This window comes from Shewanella scandinavica (genome assembly GCF_031932065.1).
Taxonomy (GTDB): domain Bacteria; phylum Pseudomonadota; class Gammaproteobacteria; order Enterobacterales; family Shewanellaceae; genus Shewanella; species Shewanella baltica.
In genome coordinates this window covers 316332-339058 of the sequence record NZ_JAUOES010000001.1, presented here as the reverse complement: position 1 = coordinate 339058, position 22727 = coordinate 316332, and the positions used below count along the sequence as shown (strand labels likewise).

18 protein-coding genes are annotated in these 22727 nt (G+C 47.5%); 8 read left to right on the top strand and 10 right to left on the bottom strand.

The features are described from left to right. The first annotated feature begins 35 nt into the window (after positions 1-35). The 5 genes from Q4Q50_RS01380 (at position 36) to Q4Q50_RS01360 (ending at position 5987) form a co-directional block, all read left to right on the top strand. Positions 36-1340 carry an HD-GYP domain-containing protein gene (locus Q4Q50_RS01380; protein ID WP_311898004.1) on the top strand — a complete coding sequence of 435 codons (1305 nt, stop codon included), beginning with the start codon at positions 36-38 and terminating at the stop codon, positions 1338-1340. Between the two features lie 245 nt (positions 1341-1585). After that, positions 1586-2263: a methylamine utilization protein gene (locus tag Q4Q50_RS01375; RefSeq protein WP_311898002.1), complete on the top strand. Its 678-nt coding sequence runs from the start codon at positions 1586-1588 to the stop codon at positions 2261-2263. Further along, positions 2253-4559, top strand: coding sequence for a bifunctional diguanylate cyclase/phosphodiesterase (locus tag Q4Q50_RS01370; protein WP_311898001.1), 2307 nt, complete (start codon positions 2253-2255; stop codon positions 4557-4559). The genes Q4Q50_RS01375 and Q4Q50_RS01370 overlap by 11 nt, the downstream gene beginning before the upstream one ends. Before the next feature lie 85 nt (positions 4560-4644). Continuing rightward, positions 4645-5514, top strand: coding sequence for a DUF3034 family protein (locus tag Q4Q50_RS01365; protein WP_311898027.1), 870 nt, complete (start codon positions 4645-4647; stop codon positions 5512-5514). Continuing rightward, positions 5511-5987 (top strand): group I truncated hemoglobin, encoded by a 477-nt coding sequence (locus Q4Q50_RS01360; RefSeq protein WP_006086891.1) that lies wholly within the window; start codon positions 5511-5513, stop codon positions 5985-5987. The genes Q4Q50_RS01365 and Q4Q50_RS01360 overlap by 4 nt, the downstream gene beginning before the upstream one ends. Positions 5988-6066: 79 nt before the next feature. On the opposite strand, the gene Q4Q50_RS01355 is transcribed toward Q4Q50_RS01360, so the two are convergent. Continuing rightward, a complete protein-coding gene (locus Q4Q50_RS01355; RefSeq protein WP_012089839.1) occupies positions 6067-6540 on the bottom strand; it encodes a LabA-like NYN domain-containing protein in 474 nt (157 codons plus the stop codon). Between the two features lie 144 nt (positions 6541-6684). Further along, positions 6685-7464: an AraC family transcriptional regulator gene (locus Q4Q50_RS01350; protein ID WP_311897998.1), complete on the bottom strand. Its 780-nt coding sequence runs from the start codon at positions 7462-7464 to the stop codon at positions 6685-6687. A gap of 142 nt (positions 7465-7606) precedes the next feature. On the opposite strand from Q4Q50_RS01350, the gene Q4Q50_RS01345 reads away from it, so the two are divergent. Next, positions 7607-8770, top strand: coding sequence for a multidrug effflux MFS transporter (locus tag Q4Q50_RS01345; protein WP_311897996.1), 1164 nt, complete (start codon positions 7607-7609; stop codon positions 8768-8770). Positions 8771-8852: 82 nt separating this feature from the next. On the opposite strand, the gene Q4Q50_RS01340 is transcribed toward Q4Q50_RS01345, so the two are convergent. From Q4Q50_RS01340 to Q4Q50_RS01310, 7 genes are all read right to left on the bottom strand, one after another. Further along, positions 8853-11996, bottom strand: coding sequence for a multidrug efflux RND transporter permease subunit (locus Q4Q50_RS01340; protein WP_311897995.1), 3144 nt, complete (start codon positions 11994-11996; stop codon positions 8853-8855). Then, on the bottom strand, positions 11996-13105 hold the full coding sequence (locus Q4Q50_RS01335; protein ID WP_259540969.1) for an efflux RND transporter periplasmic adaptor subunit: 1110 nt from the start codon (positions 13103-13105) through the stop codon (positions 11996-11998). Before Q4Q50_RS01335 ends, Q4Q50_RS01340 begins: the two co-directional genes overlap by 1 nt. A 210-nt stretch (positions 13106-13315) precedes the next feature. Continuing rightward, positions 13316-14110 (bottom strand): substrate-binding periplasmic protein, encoded by a 795-nt coding sequence (locus Q4Q50_RS01330; protein ID WP_311897993.1) that lies wholly within the window; start codon positions 14108-14110, stop codon positions 13316-13318. Between the two features lie 198 nt (positions 14111-14308). After that, the gene (locus Q4Q50_RS01325) at positions 14309-15511 is read right to left on the bottom strand and encodes a metallophosphoesterase (RefSeq protein ID WP_311897992.1); all 1203 of its coding nucleotides are present in this window, start codon (positions 15509-15511) and stop codon (positions 14309-14311) included. A gap of 311 nt (positions 15512-15822) precedes the next feature. Continuing rightward, entirely contained in the window at positions 15823-16293 is a 471-nt protein-coding gene (locus Q4Q50_RS01320) for a nuclear transport factor 2 family protein (protein WP_212669159.1), read from the bottom strand. Positions 16294-16295: 2 nt separating this feature from the next. Next, a complete protein-coding gene (locus tag Q4Q50_RS01315; protein ID WP_063882568.1) occupies positions 16296-16988 on the bottom strand; it encodes a DsbA family protein in 693 nt (230 codons plus the stop codon). A gap of 220 nt (positions 16989-17208) precedes the next feature. Further along, positions 17209-18132 (bottom strand): MBL fold metallo-hydrolase, encoded by a 924-nt coding sequence (locus Q4Q50_RS01310; protein ID WP_063882566.1) that lies wholly within the window; start codon positions 18130-18132, stop codon positions 17209-17211. A gap of 244 nt (positions 18133-18376) precedes the next feature. On the opposite strand from Q4Q50_RS01310, the gene Q4Q50_RS01305 reads away from it, so the two are divergent. Next, positions 18377-19354 carry a LysR family transcriptional regulator gene (locus tag Q4Q50_RS01305; RefSeq protein ID WP_311897991.1) on the top strand — a complete coding sequence of 326 codons (978 nt, stop codon included), beginning with the start codon at positions 18377-18379 and terminating at the stop codon, positions 19352-19354. 135 nt (positions 19355-19489) lie between these two features. Here Q4Q50_RS01305 and ettA read toward each other — a convergent pair whose 3' ends face one another. After that, on the bottom strand, positions 19490-21157 hold the full coding sequence (gene ettA, locus Q4Q50_RS01300; protein WP_006086878.1) for an energy-dependent translational throttle protein EttA: 1668 nt from the start codon (positions 21155-21157) through the stop codon (positions 19490-19492). A 189-nt stretch (positions 21158-21346) separates the two neighbouring features. On the opposite strand from ettA, the gene glyA reads away from it, so the two are divergent. After that, positions 21347-22600, top strand: a complete 1254-nt coding sequence (gene glyA, locus Q4Q50_RS01295; RefSeq protein ID WP_311897989.1) for a serine hydroxymethyltransferase — start codon at positions 21347-21349, stop codon at positions 22598-22600. Positions 22601-22727 lie beyond the last annotated feature (127 nt).

Genomic DNA, 22727 nt, shown 5'->3' with positions numbered 1-22727 from the left:
TTTAATCAGAGTAAAAGGATGATTGGATAATTGCAATGGAAACTTTTCAACCCCATGAACTAAAAGTGAAAATTGATGTAAGACATGCTTTATTAGCCGTAGCTAAAGCATTAGATTTTGTGGGCGTTGATGACTTACACCATGGGCACAGAGTCGCGTATATGGCCTATGAATGTGCCTCGGTGTTAAATTGGCCCGATGATAAGAAGCAGTTTGCCTATTTTGCTGGGCTAATTCATGACTGTGGCGTGTCCTCATCGGAGGAACATTTGCGCCTACTCAAGCTGATGCAGCCCGAGGATGCCAACTCCCATTGCGAACGTGGCTATCAAGCTCTAGTAAAGTGTCCACTATTGGATAAGTTTGCAGCCTCTGTGCGCTATCATCATACCCCATGGATAGAGAATCAGAGCCTCGTGTTGCCAGCGTTTGAGCGAGATATTGCTGCACTGATTTTTCTGGCAGACCGTACAGACTTTTTACGCGCTCGATATACTCAAGGTTGTCATGAGGAGCTCATAACTTTGCATGAGAGCTTAGTGGCTGAAAATTTAAGAGTGCACAGTGGCAGTTTATTTGAACCGAATATGGTTGACGCTATGTGCCAACTGGTTAATAAAGATGGCTTTTGGTACAGCATGGACGTCAATAGCATAGAACAGATGGTTGTTGATTTTGAGATAAACCATTTTTATGACAAAGAGTTAGATCTCGACGGCGTTATTCAACTGGCTAGATTTCTTGCAAAAATAGTCGATGCTAAAAGTCCTTTCACTTTCCATCATTCCGATAAAGTGGCCTTGCTCGCAAAACTGGTAGCCCTCGATTGTGGCGTGCCAGCTCTCGATGCCGAGTTGTTATATGTCGCTGGTTTATTACACGATGTCGGCAAACTTAAAACCCCCGATGCGTTATTACACAAAGAAGGCAAGTTAACGAAAGAAGAATATTCCATCGTAAAACGTCACACAGTCGATACCGAAAACACCCTGAAATGTTTTTTCCCAAAATCTGTGATTGGTGAATGGGCTTCAAACCACCATGAACGTCTCGATGGTTCAGGTTATCCCTTTAGCAAGCGACAGGAAGAGTTAGATTTGCCATCACGAGTTTTGGCTATCGTTGATGTATTCCAAGCACTCACACAGAAACGGCCTTATCGGGGCTCATTGAAACTGACAGAAGTCTTTGAAATTATGACTCTTATGGTTGAGCAAGGTAAGTTGGACTCGTATGTCTATGGTGTGTTGCAAGCTGATGCTGATAATTTTTATCAGTTATCTACCCAAGAATATAATGAAACGGAAGTGCCAGCGTTGAGCCAGTATGGTTCGATTTAAACGTCGTGGTTATCCGTGCTTGAAATGTGTGTATGATGTTGTTTATCCATTATTTGTGGTCACTTTCGTGCGTAATGGCAGTTGGACGATTAGAATGATTACTGTTTTGGCGCTCTTCTATAGGTTCCAATGGAATATTCGATATATTAGTGATGTACAATGCTACACGAATAAAAATAGTTTGTTTTACGCCGTACTCAGCTAAGGTACTTGTTGACCTTGCATCACTATGCCCGAGGTAACTGATGATCTTAAATCGCGCTTTATTTGCTCTAGTTTTGAGTGTTTCTGCCTCTCTGACGCCTCAAATCATGGCTGCTGAGCTCAATATTAAGCTGGTGGATCTACAGCAGCAGGCGATTGCCGATACTGTCGTGGAGTTGATCCCGGCAGTGATGCCCGATAAGGCTATGCCTGTTGGACATTATGAAATGTCACAAAAAAATCGAACCTTTATCCCTTTTGTGTTGGCGGTCCCTAAGGGCGCCAAGGTGGATTTTCCTAACCTAGATCGCACTCGTCACCATGTGTATTCCTTTTCCGAGGCGAAACCTTTCGAACTTAAACTGTATGTGGGTCAAGCCGAAGCGCCGATCCTGTTCGATAAACCCGGCTTAGTCGCACTTGGCTGCAATATTCACGATTATATGCAGGCATTTATCTATGTGGCGGATAGCCCAATTGTTGCAGTGACGGACGAAAAAGGTGAGATCCAGTTTAAGGATCTTACGGCCGGTCAATATAAAGTCAAACTCTGGCATCCATGGCAGAAGGTGGCCTCAGAGCCGACTGAGCTAGTGTTAACCACTGGCGCGAATCAACTCAGTTTGTCCTTAGACATTGAGCGCCAAGCTAAACCGTCAGCCCCGCCAGCGGGATTTGGCCACTACGATGCTCAAGGCAAGCCATTACATGCTAAATAGTTTTCGCGCACGGCTGATTTTAGTTTTCTTTATTGTGCTGACTCTAGTGCAGTTTGCCACGGCATTTTCTGTATTGACGGCGACCGAAAGGGACAACTTTTTACAGCAACAAAAAAGTTTAGATATTGGTGCCAATGTGTTTCTCGAAGTCCTTTCGAATCGCGGTATTCAGCTCAGCCAAAGTTTGTCCGTGCTCAGTGCCGATTTTGGTTTTAAGCGCGCGATTGCCACCGGCGAGCAAGAAACCATTGAGTCAGTGTTATCCAATCACGGCTCTCGTATCGGCGCCGACGCTGCAGTATTGTTGTCTCCAAAAGGAGAGCTGTTGACCTCGAGTCTGCCCGGACTCACTCAGGATGACATTCAATCCTTATTCGATATGACCACCAGCAATAACAATGCTTTAGCTATCCTCAATTTTGATCATGCCAGCTATCAGTTTGTGTTGCAGCCCGTGAAGGCGCCGACCTTGATTGCTTGGGTCGGAATGGGGTTCCTATTGGATGAGAAAGTCGCCCAACAAGCTAAAGCCATTACCGGTATCGATGTCAGCTTTGTCAATCAAGCCACGGGTCGTACCGAAATCGCGTCAACTTTATCCGACGATGAAAAACGCAGTGTGGTAGAGCAGGCGAGCCTATTCCCCAGCCTACTGAAAATGCCCAGTGAGAACATTCCCGTGGATTATCTATCCATGGCGATCAAACTTTATGATCATAACGGCAGCCAATTAGCCCTACTGCATCAGTCAAACCTTAAGTGGCAGCAAAGTTATCAGCATCTACGCAATAATATGTTGCTGATTTTTGCTTTGACCTTAGCGCTGGCGATTGTAATTGCGATTTGGTTGTCGGGCAGTTTGACTGAGCCTGTGCATCAACTGGTGACCTATGCCCGTAAAATTGGTCAAGGTAAGCAGCCTGGCAATATTCAAGGTGCGCCAGCAGAACTGCGGGTGTTGGCCAAAAGTTTGTCCTTGATGCGCGACGATATTGAAGCGCGGGAAAAGGATTTAGTCTATCAATCCCACCACGACAGTTTGACGGGATTGCTCAATCGTTTTGCGGCTAAACAGTATTTAGCGGATCTTAAACATGAGCTAGCCGGCGCTATGGTATTGCTGGATATTAAACATTTTCGCCATATCAACGACATTATCGGTTTTGCTAACGCCGATACTTTATTGGTGCTTTTTGCCCGCCGTTTAGAGCAATTAGCCCCCACTCCAGATTTACTCGCGCGATTAGACGGCGACTCATTTTTACTCCTGTATAGCCAAGGTATTCGTCCCGAGCACTTGCTGAAATCATTGGATATGTTGGAGTCGCCATTTCCAATCCAAGGCTCAAATATCTCTCTTACCGTGCGGGCGGGATTACTTGAAATCGATGGCAACGGTGCCGATATCGATGTGTTAGTACGCCGCGCCGAAATTGCCCTCAATCAAGCCTGTCTCGAAGAGCAACGTATTGTCAGTTATCGTCAGGGCGCCGATGAAAAGTATCAGCGTGAGCTGACGATTATCCGTGATTTGCCTATAGGTTTAGCGCAAAACCAATTGTATTTAGTGTTCCAACCTAAAGTGGATTTACGCCTAAACCAGTGCACTGGCGCCGAGGCATTGATCCGCTGGCAACATCCTACGCTAGGGTTTATTCCGCCCGATGAGTTTATTCAACTCGCTGAAAACTCTGGCAACATTGATATAGTCAGCCAATGGGTGTTGCAGCAGGCGATTAAACAATTAGTCGCATGGCAGCAGCGGGGTATGCTGCTAAAACTGGCCATTAACCTGTCGGCCCATGATTTAGTCGATACCCGCTTGCCGAATCAAATTGCTAGTTTATTAAAAGACAATAATCTGCCAAGCGGCGCACTCTGCATCGAAGTCACCGAAGGCGCTGTGATGAAAGATGCACAGACAGTAGTGAGTGTGTTGCAGCGATTCCGTGACATGGGCGTGTCGGTCGCCATCGATGACTTTGGCACAGGGCATTCATCCTTAGCTTATTTGAAAATTTTGCCGGTCAATGAAGTGAAGATTGATCGTAGCTTTATCAAAGACATGCTCACGAATAGTCAAGATGTGATGATAGTGAACACGAGCATTCAGTTGATCCACGGCCTAGGGTTTACCGTTGTGGCCGAAGGGGTTGAGGAACCAGAAGGCGTTGAAATTCTGCGTAACCTCAATTGCGACATCATCCAAGGCTATGTGTTTTCAAAACCCTTAAAAGCGGCTGAATTTGATCTGTGGTTTGAAGCGTTTAACCATAAAAATCCCTCTGGCGCATAAGTTAATTTGCCCAAGAAAGCGCACAAAAAACCTTAGACTTAGTCGTGTTTGAAAGAATAAAGCGGAGTAGCGAGTGAACATTGCCATGAATGCATTGAAGTTGAATTCATTAGCTTGGAATTGTGCTAAGGCTTTGCCTTGTCTGTGTTTACTATTGGGCACAGTTCCTGCGTTTGCCGAAGGTAGCCGCGTGGTTGCGACTGGCGGCGGGACGACGATTGAGGGCAGTGCTGGCGGTGGCATAGTGCCGTGGGCGGTGATCAACGGTTATGGTAGTAGCGATGAATGGTCCGCTACGGCGATGGCGACAGGCGTTTATGTCGATGACTTTTCGCTGAAAGTGATTGGCGCTTCCTTGAGTTTTGATAATCGATTCGAGCTCAGCGTTGCGCGGCAAACCTTTGATTTAGATACTATGGGCGGCGAGTTAGGCCAAGATATCTTTGGGGTAAAATACAAGCTTGCCGGCGAGTTACTTTATACGGCTATGCCGCAAATCACCTTAGGTGCTCAGTATAAAAGAGTCGATGACTTTGCGATTCCTCAGGCGGTTGGGGCGCGGGATGATTGGGGGTTAGATGTGTATATTGCTGCCAGCAAAGTGTTTTTTGATGCGGTGGCGGGGCGCAATTTATTACTTAATGGTACCGTGCGCGCGACCAAGGCGAATCAAACGGGTTTATTGGGTTTTGGTACCCAAGCCAGTAATGATTATCAGTTTGTGCTCGAAGCGTCTGTGGCGGTATTACTAACGGATAATGTGGCGCTGGGTATCGAATATCGCCAGAAACCCAATGAGTTAGCTTTTGCCCGTGAAGATGATTGGCAGGATGTGTTTTTAGCGTGGTTTATCAATAAGCATCTTTCCGTGGTCACGGCTTATGCGAATTTAGGCAGTATTGCGGGTTTTGCCGATCAGCAAGGTTGGTATGTGTCGGTGGAGGGAGCACTATGAGTCGTTTATTGCTGAAGCTATTACCTGTCGCCGCTTTGTTTTTTTTCACTGGCTGCGCAGTGCAAACGGCTGAATCATCGGCGCCACAGGTTAACTCAAATAATGGCAACTCAAGCCAGCAAACCTTATATCAAGAGTTAGGTGGTGAAGCTGGTTTATCAGCGATTGTCGATGGCTTACTTGCCCGTATAGCAACCGATCCACGCATAGTGCATCACTTCCAAGAGACGGATATTGCGTTATTTCGTGAGCGCGCCATTGAGCATTTTTGTCTGATTGCTGATGGCGGTTGTGTGTATCACGGTGAAAATATGGCACTGAGTCACCAAGGGTTGAATATTACTCAGGCGGATTTTGATGCCTTAGTGGGCCATTTAATTGAATCGATGAAGGAGCAACACATACCATTATCGACCCGCAATGCCCTCCTAAAACGTCTCGCACCTATGTATTCGGACATTACCTATCATTAGATGTGTTGTAACTTTGATGGCTAAAATAGTGAATTTAAGATGCTGTTGCCGTGATCGATAGCAGCATTTTTTATGGGTACTAGAGCAAGAGTGCGGCATCTATGGGGTGAAATTGAGACGCTGCATCCCTTAAGGATTTAGCCGTCAGGGTAGGGACGCCATAGACTTGGGTTTCAACGCCATATTTTTGATGGATTTTTTGCAGCAATAAATCGAAATCGCCATCACCAGACAATAAGATCACAGTATCCACTTCACTCGCCGCTTCCATAATATCGATAGTGATCCCCACATCCCAGTCGCCTTTGGCCGAGCCATCGCTGCGCTGAATGAAAGGTTTTAACTTCACTTCAAAGCCTATGTGCTTTAACGCGTCCTGGAATTTTAACTGCCCATCGTCCCCCTTGTGGATGGCATAAGCTACGGCCAACGCTATGTCCCCCTCGTAACCTAAGTGTTGCCATAATTTACGGTAATTAAATTGGCGGCCATAGGCTTCACGGCAGGTGTAATAAATGTTTTGTACATCCACAAATAAAGCGATTTTTTTCAAGGGATTCGTATTTTTCGATCTGGGAAAAGACTTCTCGCACTATAACACAGCAAGTCGCCAACGGGCGCTAAATGGAAAGTACAGCTCTCGGTTGAGCGGGGAAATTGCCTCACCAGAGTTGTACTCGCGGGATTGGATATTTGGCTAAATGTTAGGGGATTTAAAATATTGCGCCGGAGTGGTGCCGGTATATTGCTTAAAAAAGCTGATAAAGGCACTGTCACTGGAAAATTGTAAATTAAAGCCCACCTGCGCCACCGATTTCCCCGCCGCCAATTGTTCAATGGCCGAGAGTAAACGCCATTGCTGGCGCCATGCTTGATAAGCCATTCCCGTCTGTGCGCTAAAAATACGGCTAATTGTGCGTTCACTGGCTCCGATTTCTACTGCCATATCCTTAAGATTGGCTGGCGGTTTTTGGTGTTGTTGCAGTTGCGCAAGCCAGGTTTTTAAACGTTTATCCTGTGGGAGGGGTAAAGCCAGATTTTCTTCCGCGGCATGGCCCAATTCTTCGCAGAGCAGCAAAAAGGCATTGTGTTGAGTGCTTCTTGGTTTGTCCCAAGGCCAAAACGACATAGTGTCGATTAACGCTTTGAGTAGCGGGTTTACATGGAAAATAGTGACTTTATCGGGCAATGAAGTGACGGTTTCTGGTTCAAAGTAGAGTGAGCGATAGGCAACCACATTACGCATGGTAACGCTGTGCTTAACGCTAGCTGGCAACCAAGCCGCACGCGTTGGCGGTAACACCATTTGAGTATCGGCTAGGGTGAATCTCATCACGCCTGTGGGAGCGTACAGCAGTTGTGCTTTTCTGTGGTAATGCACTCCCGAGTCGTGTTCGCCCATATCTGCGGCAATGCCAATGACCAGATTATCCAGCTGGTCTGGATTAAATTGCTGTTCAGGTAGAATAAAGGCCATTTTGTCCTATTTTTGATGTTTTTTGTCTAAGTGTTGCTAATGGACACATTTGGATTTTATCTATACTGCGCCATCTTTGACAAGTATGGAGCGACATTTCGGTAAACCAACTCATTTGGATGACTGAAATGGACTAAAAATCATGAATATAAAACCACCATTAGGGCTCGTTGTGCTGCTAATGATGTTTCCGCAAATTATGGAAACCATTTATAGCCCTGCTTTGCCTAATATTGCAGAAAACTTTGCGGTGTCGGTTGCCGCTGCATCGCAAACCTTATCTGTGTACTTTATGGCCTTTGCCATCGGCGTATTTTGCTGGGGCCGCTTAGCTGACATTATTGGTCGCCGTAAAGCTATGCTCGCGGGATTAGTCTGTTATGCCATTGGCTCAGCGTTAGCCTTGATGGTTAGTGACTTTAGCCTGTTGTTGATGGCCCGCATATTGTCGGCCTTTGGCGCGGCAGTGGGTTCTGTGATTACCCAAACTATGATGCGTGACAGTTATAGCGGCGAAGAATTAGCCAAAGTCTTTTCTGTGATGGGAATGTCACTTGGAATAAGCCCAGTTATCGGATTGCTATTGGGCAGTGTTCTCAGTGCGTATTGGGGATATCAAGGGGTGTTTGTCGCACTCATGGTCTCTGCAATCGTGTTGTTATTTTTGTCGGTAAGATCTTTACCCGAAACTAAACCCGTACATACTCAGAAAATCGCCATAGGCGAGTTAGCGATTAAGATGCTTAGTGACAGCGGGATTATTAAGAACACCTTGTTGGTGGCGGCGTTTAATCTGATGTGGTTTAGCTACTTTTCACTGGCGCCATTTATGTTTGAGGCGCAAGGGTTATCGACGCTTGCCTTTGGTACCAGTGGCTTACTGTTAGGCTTTGGTACATTCCTTGGCAGTTATGTTAATAAAATAATGCTGGGTCGAGGCCACACTGGTGCACGACTGATTCGCTTAGCCAGTGCTATTGCACTTGTCGGTGGACTAGGTATTTGGCTGATCCAATCGACCTTTATGGGGCTGAATAATGTTTACTTTTTAGCGCCTATGCTCTTGATCGTGATTGCTTACGGGATAGCGATTCCGAACATACTCAGCTCGGCTCTGGCAAACTACCGCGCCTATGCGGGCTCTGCTGGCGCACTCTTCGGACTGTTTTATTACATTTTGTTGGGACTAGGTTTAGGCGGCGCAGGAATCATTCACCATTTAGGTATAGTGATTACGTTAAGTGCACTGCTTTGTGTTGGATTAGGTGTAAATGTGGGCTTAGCCCATAAAGCAAAAAACGCTTAAATATAAATAGAAAAAGCCAAGGCACTGATTGCCTTGGCTTTTTGTTATGTGATTATTTACATTGATGAGTAGGCGTGAAGCGCTAGGCTTTAGGCGCAAGCTCCTGCTGCTTTGTCGCCGCCTCTTGTGCCGCTAACTCTTGTGCTTTAATTGCCGCTTCGAGCTTAGCTTCAACATATCCCGGTGAATGGGTCGCTGCCGAGATTAATCGATACATGGCAGGGATGACGAGTAGTGTCACAAAGGTGGCGAATGCCATACCGAAGAACACTACAGTACCCACAGCGATACGACTTTCTGAACCTGCGCCCGTCGAGAAAATTAACGGCACAGCGCCAACTAAAGTGGTGAAGGCTGTCATTAGGATTGGCCGCAAACGACGGGATGACGCATCGATAATAGCTTTATCGAGTTCAAAACCGCGGTCACGCAATTGGTTAGCAAACTCTACGATAAGGATACCGTTTTTGGTCACCATACCAATCAACATGATCATGCCGATCTGGCTGTAAATATTAATCCCTTGACTGGTGAGCAGTAGACCCAAGAAGCCACCAAATACACCCATAGGCACAGTAAACATCACCACTAACGGGTTGATAAAACTTTCAAACTGCGCGGCTAAGACTAAGTAAGCAACCAGTAAAGCTAAACCAAATACGATAAAGATACTGCTTTGGTTTTCCTTAAAGTCTTTGGATTCGCCGGTGTAACCAATGGAAATATCCTTAGGTAATAATTCAATGGCTTTAGCATCAAGAAACTTTAAGCCCTCACCTAAGGTGTAGCCTTCACTGACGTTTGCCTTAAGGGTGATCGATTTTTGCTTATTGGTGTGGCTTAATCTTTGTGCCGAGGCTATTTCTTCGATATGGGTCACGGTATCAAGCGTCACTAACTCGCCCTTACCGGAACGCATGTAGATTTGGCTAAGATCGCCAACGTTGTTAAAACTGTTCTCATCGCCGCGCAAGTACACATCGTATTCTTCGCCGCGATCCACATAGGTGGTTTCGGTGCGACCGCCGAGCATGACTTCTAAGGTTTGCGACACTTCATCGACACTGATACCCAATTCAGCTGCGCGTTCTTTATCAACAGTCACGATAAGCTCAGGCGTGGTTTCGGCGTAATCTAAGTCGGCGCCTTCCATCATAGGGCTGGCGTTGGCTTCTTCTTTGAGCACCTGCGCCCACTTAAACAGTTCGGCATAGTCCGAACCACCAAGCACAAATTGCACCGGTTCGCTCGATTGGCCCCTAAAGCCTGGCATCATAGGGCGAACCATCACATCGGGAATGTCTTTCAATGCTTTGCTAATAATCCCAAGCGCTTGCTGTGCGGATTCGGTGCGTGTGCCCCAATCTTCAAGCTGCATGATCACAAAGCCCGTTTGATCGCCCGCACGGCCACCAAACGCGGGGGCTTGCACGCTGAAGGAGCGCAGCACACCTTGACCCAGCAAGGGCATAAGTCTGTCTTCGACGATATCCATATTGGCTGTCATACGGTTATAACTGGTGCCTTCGGCGCCTTTAACAAAGGCGAACAACACACCGCGGTCTTCCTGCGGCGCCAGCTGTGACGGCACTTGTTGCATTAACCAAGCACTGCCGCCGATACAGGCGAGAATAACTAAGGGCGCGAGTAGACGAAGTTTAATCGCCCGAGTAACGGCGACGCGATAGACGCTTTCCATGCGGGCAAAACCGCGATCGACCCAACGATTAAAGCGATTCGGTTTGACGTTGGCTTTAAGTAACTTGCTGCTCAGCACGGGCGTAAGTGTCAGTGCTACTAAGGAGGAAAACAGCACCGACACCGCCAGCATCACGGAGAACTCGGTAAATAAGAGTCCGACCATACCCTCCATAAAGGAAATCGGCAGGAATACCATAACTAATACCGCCGTGGTGGCGACAACGGCAAAGCCCACTTCGCGGGTGCCTTTATAGGCGGCGAGTAAGGGCTCTTCGCCTTTTTCTATATGGTGGAAAATGTTCTCGACCACCACAATCGCATCATCGACCACTAGACCGATTGAGAGGATTAACGCCATCAATGTCAGTAGGTTAATCGAATAACCTAGCATGTTAGCGGCGATAAATGCCGAGATTAACGATACCGGAACCGTTACCGCAGGGATGAGTGTCGCCCGCGCTTGTCCGATGAAGATATACAGCACGAGTACCACTAAGGCGCCCGTGACATAAAGGGTGCTATACACCTCGTTAATCGAGCGGTCGATAAATACGGTAGAGTCGAAGTCGACCACTAGGCTAGTGCCTTCGGGCAGGAAGTCTTGTACGCGGTCGACTTCTTGGTGCACTTCTTTGGCAACGAGCAATGGGTTGGCATCGGACTGGGCAATAATGCCTAAGCTGATGTTAACGATACCGTCGCTTTTGAAGGTCGAGTTTTCATTTTGTGCACCGACAGCCACATCGGCCACATCTTTTAAGTAGATAGGCGTGCCATCGCTGGCGGTACGCACCACTAGGTAGTCAAAATCCTTTGGCGTGTAGTACAAGCGTTTGGTACGCACCGACATCACTGTGGTGTCGTTTCGCACTTGGCCGCCGGGTGTTTCGATGTTTTCTTTACGCAGCGCGTTCGTTATGTCTGTGACTGTGACATTGCGTCCCGCCATTTGCTCGGGTCTGAGCTTAACGTACATCACCTTGTACAAGCCGCCGGAAATACTGATAGAACTCACGCCGCTGATAAGGCTAAATCTGTCCTCTAACACGCGCTGGGCGTAATCCGTTAACTGAGTGCGGTCCATCACACTCGAACTTAAATTCACATAGACTGAGGGTTCGCCCGAGCCATTGTCTTTTGAGACGACAGGATCTTTCGCATCCTCAGGCAGCCTGCGTTGTGCGCGTGCCACCGCATCACGCACATCACTCACGCCTTCGGTTAAGTTCCACCCGAGGAGGAATTTCACTGTGATACGCGAGCTACCATTACGTGTGGTCGAAGTGATTTCGTCGATACCACTGATCCCCGTCAGTTCATCTTCTAGGGTTTTAGTGATCTGGCTTTCCATAATGGCCGCCGACGCACCCGAGTAACTGGTGCTAATGGTGACCACAGGGCTTTCGACGTCGGGCATTTCCCGTATCGACAATTTAGAGAAGGAGACTATGCCGAATACGCACAGCAGTAAGCTTAAAACGATGGCAACGACGGGGCGTTTAACCGAAACATCGGATAACCACATTATTTAGTCTCCGTAGCTTTTGGGCTTGAAAGCTCAGTCGCACGGGCTGATGCCTTGGCATCGAGCGTCACTTCATTGATTTGCAGGCCATCGCGCATATTCACTAAGCCTTGTACGACGACTTTGTCACCTATGCTCAAACCGTTTTCAATCAAGACTTGGTTATCGATACGGGCACCTAACTGCACTTCGGTGCGGTTGGCGATGTGATCGGCGTTAACTACGTATACGTAACGTTTAGTGCCTGAATATTCAAGGGCTTGTACTGGCACCATAGGTGCTGAAATCGCAGGAAAAGTGATAGTGGATGACATCATCATGCCGGGTTTTAAGCGATTTTTTGGGTTGTCGAATTGCACCCGCACTTTAAGGTTTAAGGTTTCTTCATTGACGCGGGGATCGATAGCGACAACTTTGCCGGTAAAGGTTTCATCCGGCCAAGCACGGCTGGTGGCCGCCACTTGCATACCTATGCTCAATTGCGACAGGAAATGCTCTGGCACTTGTAAGTCGAGGCGCATGCTAGATAAATCATCCAGCGACATTAATTCAGTGCCTATGCTGACCATCTTGCCTTCGCTGAAATTAATCAGTCCCGTATTGCCCGCAAACGGCGCAATCAGCGAGTGGTAATGTAAATCGGCTTGGGCTGAAGCTAAGCGTGCTTGGGCGATATCCACACTGGCTTTTTGTGCGTCAATCTCGGTTTGGGTGATGGCGTTACGGCTGATCAGTTTTTCAAATTCTTTGAGTTTACGTTTTTCATCGTTGAGAAACGCATTAGCCTCGGCGACGGCGGCTTGGGTTTTCATATCATCGAGTTCGATGAGCAACTGGCCTTTTTTCACCGCTTGGTTTGAGGTCACGGCGACTTGCTTAATCTTACCTGTGACTTGCGGCGCGATGATCACTGCGCGTTCGGCAGCGAGTTTGCCGATAAGCGAGATAGATTGTGCTAACGGATATTCAACGACTTCACCCGTGACCACTGGAACGGTACGCATAAGGTGGGGAGCGCTTTCGGGTTTGGCTGCTTGAAGGACATCACTAAAACTCACCGCTGTGGCGATAACCGCAAGCAGGGCAATGGCAATAATGGTTTTTTTCATTGTAATTATTATCTCGCGCAAAGGCAGTTGAAAAAGGTGATAGCTCTAATGGGGCTATTCTAGTGAATAACCTACCTGAGTTGGGTAAAAGTTTGTAAAGGTAAGCAAACGAAAATGAAAGAAATTGTGTTTTTTGAGCCTTGAACACAATTCAACGCGGCTTTTGCGGTTTTTTTGTGCAAAGGGCCAGTGCGAGAAGACTCTAGTGCCCTAGGGATGGATCTCAGTACGCGTTTTTTCGACTGGGGCTTGAGTCGTTTCAACCTGAGGATATTGGCTTAAAATGGAAGCTAATCGACCATCGCTGCGCATACTTTCTAAGCCTTGATTAAAATCCGTTACCAACTGCTGATGATCTGTCACGGCCAGAGACACCCCTAAGTGAAATACCTCAGTCGCTATGGGTTGACCGACTTGTTCAAAGGCATCGTCATATTCAGCTGGGCCTTTCTTGATTAAGTATCTGGCTAAGTTATGGCCAATCAAGACTAAATCGATACGCTTTAAAAAAAGCTTCTTGAGGTTCATTTCATCCGAATTACCTTCTTCGGTGGTGAGCCCTGCGGCGAAGATTTCGGGTGGATTAGCGTAACCGCGACCTATGCCAATCGTGTAGGGCTTGAGCTCAGAGAGCTGACTAAAGCTCAGCGGCGCATCTTTACGTTTATAAAACACGATTTGTACGGGTTGGATTGGCGCAGAATATTGAGCCCATTGCTCACGCTCTTTGCGATACCAGAGTCCAATAATGCCATCGGCTTGGCCCGTTTTAACGAGTAAGGCTGCGCGAGCGAAGGGATAAAACTTAAGGTTGGCATTGTAACCTTGGCGTTTAAAGGCTTCTTTGACCACTTGGGCGACGCCGCCCTGTTCGGGTAAAGCATCGGCATAAAAAGGAGGGTAGTTTGTGGCGACTAAATGGAGTTCTCGACCCGCAAATGCGGGGTGGATGAAGCCGAGCATAAACAAGCAAAAGCCAGATAATGTGAGTAATTTGTTCCCCATTTCTACTCCAGCACTGAGGTGAGTCGCACTTGGCTTGAGTATAGTCAGAGTTAATAAAAACTGGCGAACTTATGAATACTAAGATGCGTGCATGTTTGCCCTTACTCATTTACACATTCGCGCCCTAGCTTATTCATGCATTAGGGCGCTAGGGCATTCACATATTATGCTGAAGAGATTAGCGAGGTGTCTTATGTCTTATAGCGAAACCTGCTCACCCTGATACAGACCGCGGCTGAGTTTGCCTGCGTCGATAAGCAAGAGTTCACCGGATTGACCATTCTTAATACTGCTGTCTATCGCAATGATTTTATTGTGATAGAGGCCAAGCACTTGCTCCTGCGATGTGTGTCCAACGACAATATGCTCTACCTTGAAATAGTTCAGTATGCTATCGATATCCGACTCTTTCAGTTCATCTTTAAAGTATCCGCGATACCAAGTCGGGCCATTGGTAAAAAACAGAAAGTTGAGTAAATCATCCTTTTTCAAATCGGCTTTTTTATCATCTAAATGCTGACGAAAGAGTTGGTTAGCCTCGCCGATATGTAATTTACGCTCGATCCATTCAGGGCTGATGCCGCCGTGCATAAACAAGATATTATTGATTTTGACTAAGGTATGTTTGCTGCGAAGCCATTGGCCGATTTCGGTGTCTTTGTTGTAGAGCGCATCGTAGCTGCGTTTGAGTAAATCGGCCGCGACTTGATAGCGTTCGTTGACATAGCGTAAGTCGCCGCGAAACACCATTTGCTCGTGATTGCCCATGAGTAGATGTAAGCGTCCGCCCGCAGCTTGAGCTTCTTGGTCTAAGGTATATAAAAACCACAATACTTCATTGACTTGATGGCCACGGTCAAACATGTCGCCCGTCATCACCATATGGCCATCACCAAAGGCCCAGTGGTTATCTTTGTCGATAATCTTATGGGCTTTTAGTAAGTTAATCATCACATCAAATTGGCCGTGCACATCGCTAAGGGCGACAATTTTGCTGACATGAGTAAAGGTATCGGGCTCAACGGTGGCAGCTAGTGTGTGAAGATGGGGCTCTGGTAATTCACCGCAACTGGCAGGGCGAGTTAACTGCGCCTTCGCAATCGGCGTTTGTTTTAGCTCACTCTGGCAAATCCAATAGGCAGTGTCTTTTTGAGCATCGTTTAAAAACACATAAGGGCCATCGGTGACGCTGCTTTCTTGAATCTTTAGCTCTGGCTCGGCCTCACTGGTATTGGCCGCTAATGAGTTAAAGGAGAGTGTGACAAAAGGGAGTGCGGTGACAAACCATAACAGTGGCGTGAATTTTCTATGTCGCTTGAGTATCCATTGGCTGGCTCGACTCAGTCGGGTGATAGAGAGTGTGATTGGGTGAGCCCCGACTGGCATCGAATTGATTCGCATTAGACCGCATCCTTGTTCTTGTTTTAGTTATTCATTCTGTCATTTTAGACACTTGAGTTGAGGAGTATTCGAATGTGTAACTTTGCGAAGTTAATCTCAAGTGTTCAATTTCAAACGCTTAATCTTAAGTACTTAATGTCAAGTGCTCAACATATTGAAAACACTAAATCATACGGATAAGGCTTAGGGTCGACAAGTCACGAGGCGGGCTAAATGAAACTTGCCCGCCTCATTATTCAGTTATTTCACACTTGTATGTCTATAGCTGATGACTGTCGTTGCATGGTATTAAACGTTGCATGCATTGACACTTACATGGCATTGACGACGGTATGACTATCGACAAACTGTTCGAAACTGACGATTTTGCCGCTGTGTATCTTCCATAAATGGGCGACTCGGGCGCTAAAATACTTGCCCGTTTTGACATAGGTACCTGAATAAGTGCCGAAGGCAAAAACCTTATCGCCTTGGGCGACATAGTCTTCGATATCGACGCGATAGTTATCCCATTCAGTTTCGAGGCGAGCGAACACCTTGGTGGCTATCGCGCTAAAGCCTACGTAAGTGCCCGCATAGGGAAAACCTGCCGCCTCTGTCCAGCGTGCGTCACTCGCTAAGGCATGCTGAAGATTTTTGGCGTTCTCGGCTGAGCTACTTCCCTCATAGGTGCTTTTAACCAGTGCAAGATTCGCATCAGTCTGCCTTGCTGTTTCTATAAGACTTAACTGAGCTGGTTCACTCATTAATGAACCTGTTGAAACACCATTAAGCATTGGCATAATTATGACTCAAATTGCGCTTCAAGATGGCTTAACCACTGGGCAGGTTGGCCGTAGAAGCGGTTGATATTAATGGCGGTGATGTTGCCGTCATCATCCTCTATAGCCATCGAAGGGAAACCTTGGGCACCTATCAGATTCAATAATGCTCTGGATTCAACGATATGCTCATACAGCTTGTCTTCACCTTGGGCATAATGCTGCGCAAAGCTCATAGGGTCGAGCCCAAGTTCAGCGGCTAACCTTGCGAGATTACCTTCATCACTGGCGCTGTGACCATCGCGGTAATGGGCCAGTTGTACTGAGTGCAGATAGGCCAAACTGTCGCCGCCCATGGCCTCGACTGCGAGCATGGCTTTAATGGGGGGCGCTGAGTCGAGTACGACTGTGGTATCGCGCAGCAGACCATCAAAGTAGTTTTCACCAAAAGGCTGTCCGGTTAAATCGGCAATGCGCAGATCGTGGGGCATAACATAGTCGCGCCAGTTGGCATCGATTTGTTTGCGTCTTGGGCCTGTGAGCATACCGCCGCCGTGGAGCTTAATGGTAAAGCCTGCTTTGGCTGCAGCATCGAGTAACGGCGCTGCGGCATAACACCAACCACATAAAGGGTCGATAATCGCGTGCAGAGTACGCACTTTGGCCGCTGGTGTGCTGTTGGCCGTGCTAGCAGAATGAGTTGTTGGGTGAGTCATAGTATTAAACCTTTTGGCTTAAGTTCGTCGCTACATTAGCGACTTAAGCCCTTTGATATCATCGATTAAAATCGTTAGTTTGGTACCGTTATTTAGGTGCAGTCATTTAGCTAAAAAAATGGCACGCAATCGCTCACGTGCCTGTCTTTAACTGTTTGCACTTAACTATCTTTTACACCTAACTAGCTGTACCTCATCGCCGAGATAGGTATGGCTGGACTTACATAGGCCAGGTCATTTCGCCCATGTAAACTTTGGCGCTGATTTCAAGCCCTGCATCGGCTGGCATTTGTGGGTATAGCGCCAGCATCTTTTGGATTAATTCGGCTGAATCTTTCGAGGCTTTTGCTGCGACTTCAAAGGCTTTTACATAGTCACGGGTAAAACCGATGGCACGGGTATCAAATCGCACTTCGCCTAAATAGTGCCCTGGGATCACTGTGGTCGGCAGCAGTTTTTCCATCGCATCTAAATGAGTTAACCATTCCTGACGCTCTGCGGTAGTTTGAGTGTCAGCCATCCAAACATGCGTGTTATCAAATACTTCTACGCCACCTGTAATGGTTTTTGCCGATGGCACCCACAGGAAAGTGTGTTTAGGGTGTTTATCATTGAAACCTTCGATAATCACTTGCTCACCGTCGATGGTGAAAGTGTCGCTGTGAATCGCCTTAGGTAACACTAATTCACTTGGCGCATTGTCCTTTAAAATCGGACCCCAGTAGGCGAGCTTGCCTTCCATTGAGGCTTTAATGGCATCGACTGTGGTTTGAGTCGCGACAATTTGTGCATCGGGGAAATTCTTTTTAATCACGGCTAAGCCGAAATAAAAGTCAGGGTCACTATGGCTGATATATACCTGAGTCAGCTTTTTACCGCTGGCCTTAATCGTATCAACCAAGGTTTGGGCATCGTTATTTTGAAATTGCGCATCGACTAACATCATTTCGTGTTCGCCGCTGATAAAGCTCGATGACACGGCAAAGATGCTGTTTTCGCCCGGATTAAAATGGCTCACTTGCAATGGTGCCGCATTGACCGCGCCGAGTCCCGCTAGCAGTAAGGTAGCGGCTAGGCTGATTTTAGACGAGGCCTTCAATGTGGCGTTAACTGTGTTGCGTATAGCATAGGTCGATGTGTTCATTTTTGGCTCACTTATAGTCACAGGATGAAAGAGTAAAAAGGTTCGATTTAGCATTCATTGATTTGCAGCTGCTGCAAAAAGTGAGTTAAGTATAGGTTGCAATAATCAATAGATAAATGCGAGTATCTGCCCATATTTGTTGCATAAATCGGACGAATTACCGCGTGCGTCCTTGGACTCTGACTTACCTTGAACTCTGAGTTATTGTTATGCGGGTACGCGAAAATGTGAGTGGAGATAAATCATGGATAGACTCGAAGCGGCTAAAGTGTTCGTCACTATTGTCGAGCGCGGCAGCATGGTAAGCGCCGCTAATGCTTTAGATATGTCGCGTTCTATGGTGACCCGTTACTTGAGCGAAATGGAAGAATGGTCCGGTGCTAGATTGTTGCATCGTTCGACGCGCAGCCTCAGCTTAACGCCAGCGGGTGAGCAAGTGCTGGATTACTGCCATCGACTGCTCGAACTGGCGAACGAAGTGCCAGCGGTGAGTCATGCTTCGGTGGCGATTCCGCGCGGATTATTGCGCATTAGCTGCTCCCAGTTTTTGGCGCATCAGATTTTAGCGCCCATAGTGCACCAATACTTAGCCAGTTATCCGCAGGCGAGTGTGAATATCCACGTGAGTAGCCAAACTGTCGATCTGGTCGCCGAGCGGATTGATCTGGCGATTCGCATCACCAATGAACTCGATCCTAACCTTATCGCAAGGCGCTTGGGGGAATGTGAATCTGTGGTGTGCGCTGCACCGAGTTATCTTGCCGCGCGCGCCGCCGTGCTGCATCCCGAAGATTTGACCCAGCATAATTGCTTAACCTATTCCTACTTTGGCGATGTGATGTGGCGGTTTTATCAAAGCGATGTAGCAGATAAACTGGCTCAAGCGTTGAACTCCGAGCCTAAGTTAAACCAAGGTCAGGCTGCAAACCAAGTGTTGAACATGAGCCAAGGTCAGGCGTTTAATGTGCCTGTGAATGGGAATTTTAGTGCTAATGATTCCATGGTGGTGCTCAATGCCACGCTGGCAGGTGAGGGAATTGCTATGCAACCGCTATGGGCGGCGAAACCCTATTTAGATTCGGGTCAGTTAGTGCCTTTGTTAACTGAGTTCATGCCGCAGTCACTGGGTGTGTATGGCGTATATCAATCCCGCAAACACATGCAGCCTGCACTTAGGGTGATGATGGACATGCTGGTGGCTTATTTTGCCAGTTTGAAATAGTGCCAGTTTAAAATAGTGTTAGCTTGAAATAGTGCCAAAGCTTGCGGCACTTATAGCGTAAGGGGATGCCATAAAAAAGGAGCTTAACCCTTTCGAGTTAAACTCCTCAGATACATGCTTGACTAGATTCTAGATCTACTTAATCATGCGCTTGTATTTCAAGCGGTGTGGCTCAACCACATCGGCGCCATAGGTGTTCTTCAACCATGCCGAGTATTCTGTGTAGTTACCTTCGTAGAAGTTCACTTGGCCTTCGTCACGGTAATCCAGAATGTGGGTCGCGATACGGTCGAGGAACCAACGGTCATGCGAAATCACCATAGCGCAACCTGGGAATTCCAGAATCGCTTCTTCCAGTGCGCGCAGGGTTTCAACGTCTAAGTCGTTGGTGGGTTCGTCGAGTAATAAGACGTTACCGCCCGCTTGCAGCAGTTTGGCTAAATGCACGCGGTTACGTTCACCACCAGACAAGGTGCCGATAACTTTTTGCTGATCGCCACCACGGAAGTTGAAGCGGCCTACATAAGCGCGGCTCGGGATTTCCATGTTGTTGATACGCATGATGTCTTGACCACCGGAGATTTCTTCCCAAATGGTGTTCTTATCATTCATCGAATCGCGGAACTGCTCAACCGATGCCAATTGCACAGTATCACCCAGCTCAATGCTGCCGCTGTCTGGCGTTTCAGCGCCGGATAACATGCGGAACAGGGTCGATTTACCCGCGCCGTTGGCACCGATAATACCGACGATCGCGCCCTTAGGCACAGAGAACGACAGGTTGTCGATGAGTACGCGGTCACCGTAAGACTTGGTCAGGTTATTTACTTCAATAACCTTGTCACCTAAACGTGGTCCGGGCGGAATAAACAGCTCGTTGGTTTCGTTACGTTTTTGGTAATCGTTAGTGTTCAGTTCTTCAAAGCGTGCCATACGGGCTTTACCCTTAGACTGACGGCCTTTCGCACCTTGGCGTACCCATTCCAATTCCTTGGCAATGGTTTTTTGGCGAGCACTTTCGGTGGCAGATTCTTGTTTCAGACGGGCGTCTTTCTGCTCAAGCCATGAAGAATAGTTACCTTCCCACGGAATTCCTTCACCGCGGTCGAGTTCTAAAATCCAGCCAGCGGCATTGTCGAGGAAGTATCTGTCATGGGTAATCGCGACCACAGTACCAGCATATTCCTGCAGGAAGTGCTCAAGCCACGCCACAGATTCAGCATCCAAGTGGTTGGTGGGTTCGTCCAGTAACAGCATTTCTGGTTTTTCAAGCAGCAAGCGACAAATCGCCACGCGGCGACGTTCACCACCGGATAATACTTCGATTTTCTCATCCCAATCTGGCAGACGCAGGGCGTTGGCGGCGCGCTCAAGGACGTACTCTAAGTTATGGGCATCTTGGGCTTGAATAATGGCTTCGAGTTCGCCTTGCTCTTTTGCAAGGGCGTCGAAATCGGCGTCCGGCTCGGCGTAGGCAGCATAAACGGCATCGAGGCGAGTTAGGGCATTTTTTGCCTCTGCAACCGCTTCTTCAATCGCTTCACGCACGGTTTGATTCGGATCGAGTTTAGGTTCCTGCGGCAGGTAACCGATTTTCAATCCCGGCATGGGGCGCGCTTCACCTTCAATTTCGGTGTCGATACCCGCCATAATGCGCAGTAGTGTCGACTTACCTGAACCGTTGAGGCCGAGTACGCCAATTTTGGCGCCGGGGAAAAAGCTTAAAGAAATATCTTTAAGGATCTGCTTCTTAGGCGGAACAATTTTACCCACCCGCAGCATGCTGTAAACAAACTGAGCCATTTTTCTCTATCTTAAGTGACTAATGATGCGGCTAATTCTACTCGATTGCGCGCCGAACTCAACTCGACAATGAGCCAAGTTCAAGCACTATCCACAGGAATTTCATGTTTCAAATACTGGGATTGTGGTCGCGATCCGAGTAGAATACCGCGCAACCCTACCTATAAGAATTGGCAGCTGGAGTAAGCAATGCTGAAAAAAGATATGAATATCGCAGATTATGATCCGGAACTGTTTAAGGCAATTCAGAATGAAACTCTGCGTCAAGAAGAGCATATTGAGCTGATTGCTTCTGAAAACTACACCAGTCCACGCGTGATGGAAGCGCAAGGTTCACAGTTAACCAATAAGTACGCTGAAGGCTATCCAGGCAAGCGTTACTACGGTGGTTGTGAGTATGTGGACGTAGTTGAAACCTTAGCGATTGAACGTGCTAAAGAACTGTTTGGCGCAACTTACGCTAACGTACAACCTCATTCAGGTTCACAGGCAAACAGCGCTGTTTACATGGCATTGTTAAAACCTGGCGATACCGTACTGGGCATGAACTTAGCCCACGGTGGTCACTTGACCCACGGTTCACCCGTTAACTTCTCTGGCAAACTGTACAACATCATTCCTTACGGTATCGACGAGTCAGGTAAAATTGATTACGACGAAATGGAACGTCTGGCCGTAGAACATAAGCCTAAGATGATGATAGGCGGTTTCTCTGCCTATTCTGGTATCGTTGACTGGGCAAAAATGCGTGAAATCGCAGACAAAATAGGTGCTTACCTATTTGTCGACATGGCGCACGTTGCCGGTCTTATCGCTGCTGGCGTTTATCCAAACCCAGTACCACACGCACACGTTGTGACGTCAACGACTCACAAAACCTTAGCCGGTCCTCGTGGTGGCGTGATCCTGTCTGCTACTGATGATGAAGACTTGTATAAGAAGTTGAATTCTGCGGTATTCCCAGGCGGTCAAGGTGGCCCATTAATGCACGTTATCGCTGGTAAAGCGGTTGCGTTCAAAGAAGCCCTAGAGCCAGAATTTAAAGTGTACCAACAGCAAGTGGTTAATAACGCTAAAGCTATGGTTGAAGTGTTCCTTGAGCGCGGTTACAAAATCGTCTCTGGCGGAACCAGCAACCACTTAATGTTAGTTGACCTGATTGGTCGTGACTTAACGGGTAAAGAAGCCGATGCCGCCTTAGGTAGCGCTAACATTACCGTGAACAAAAACTCAGTACCAAACGATCCACGTTCACCTTTTGTGACCTCAGGTGTGCGTATCGGTACGCCAGCCATTACGCGCCGCGGCTTTAAAGAAGCGGAATCGAAAGAGCTGACTGGCTGGATTTGTGACATCCTTGATGATGCAAGCAATCCTGCTGTGATTGAGCGTGTGAAGGGCCAAGTATTGGCACTGTGTGAACGTTTCCCTGTTTACGGCTAATTTGCTGACGCATCTAGGTTTAAGTGCGTATGTGCTTAAGTAGATGATTGGCTGAGAGTGATCGCTTGCTGACTAGGTACTTACATGAGCTACTTACATCAGTTACTAACATCAGGTACTTAGCATC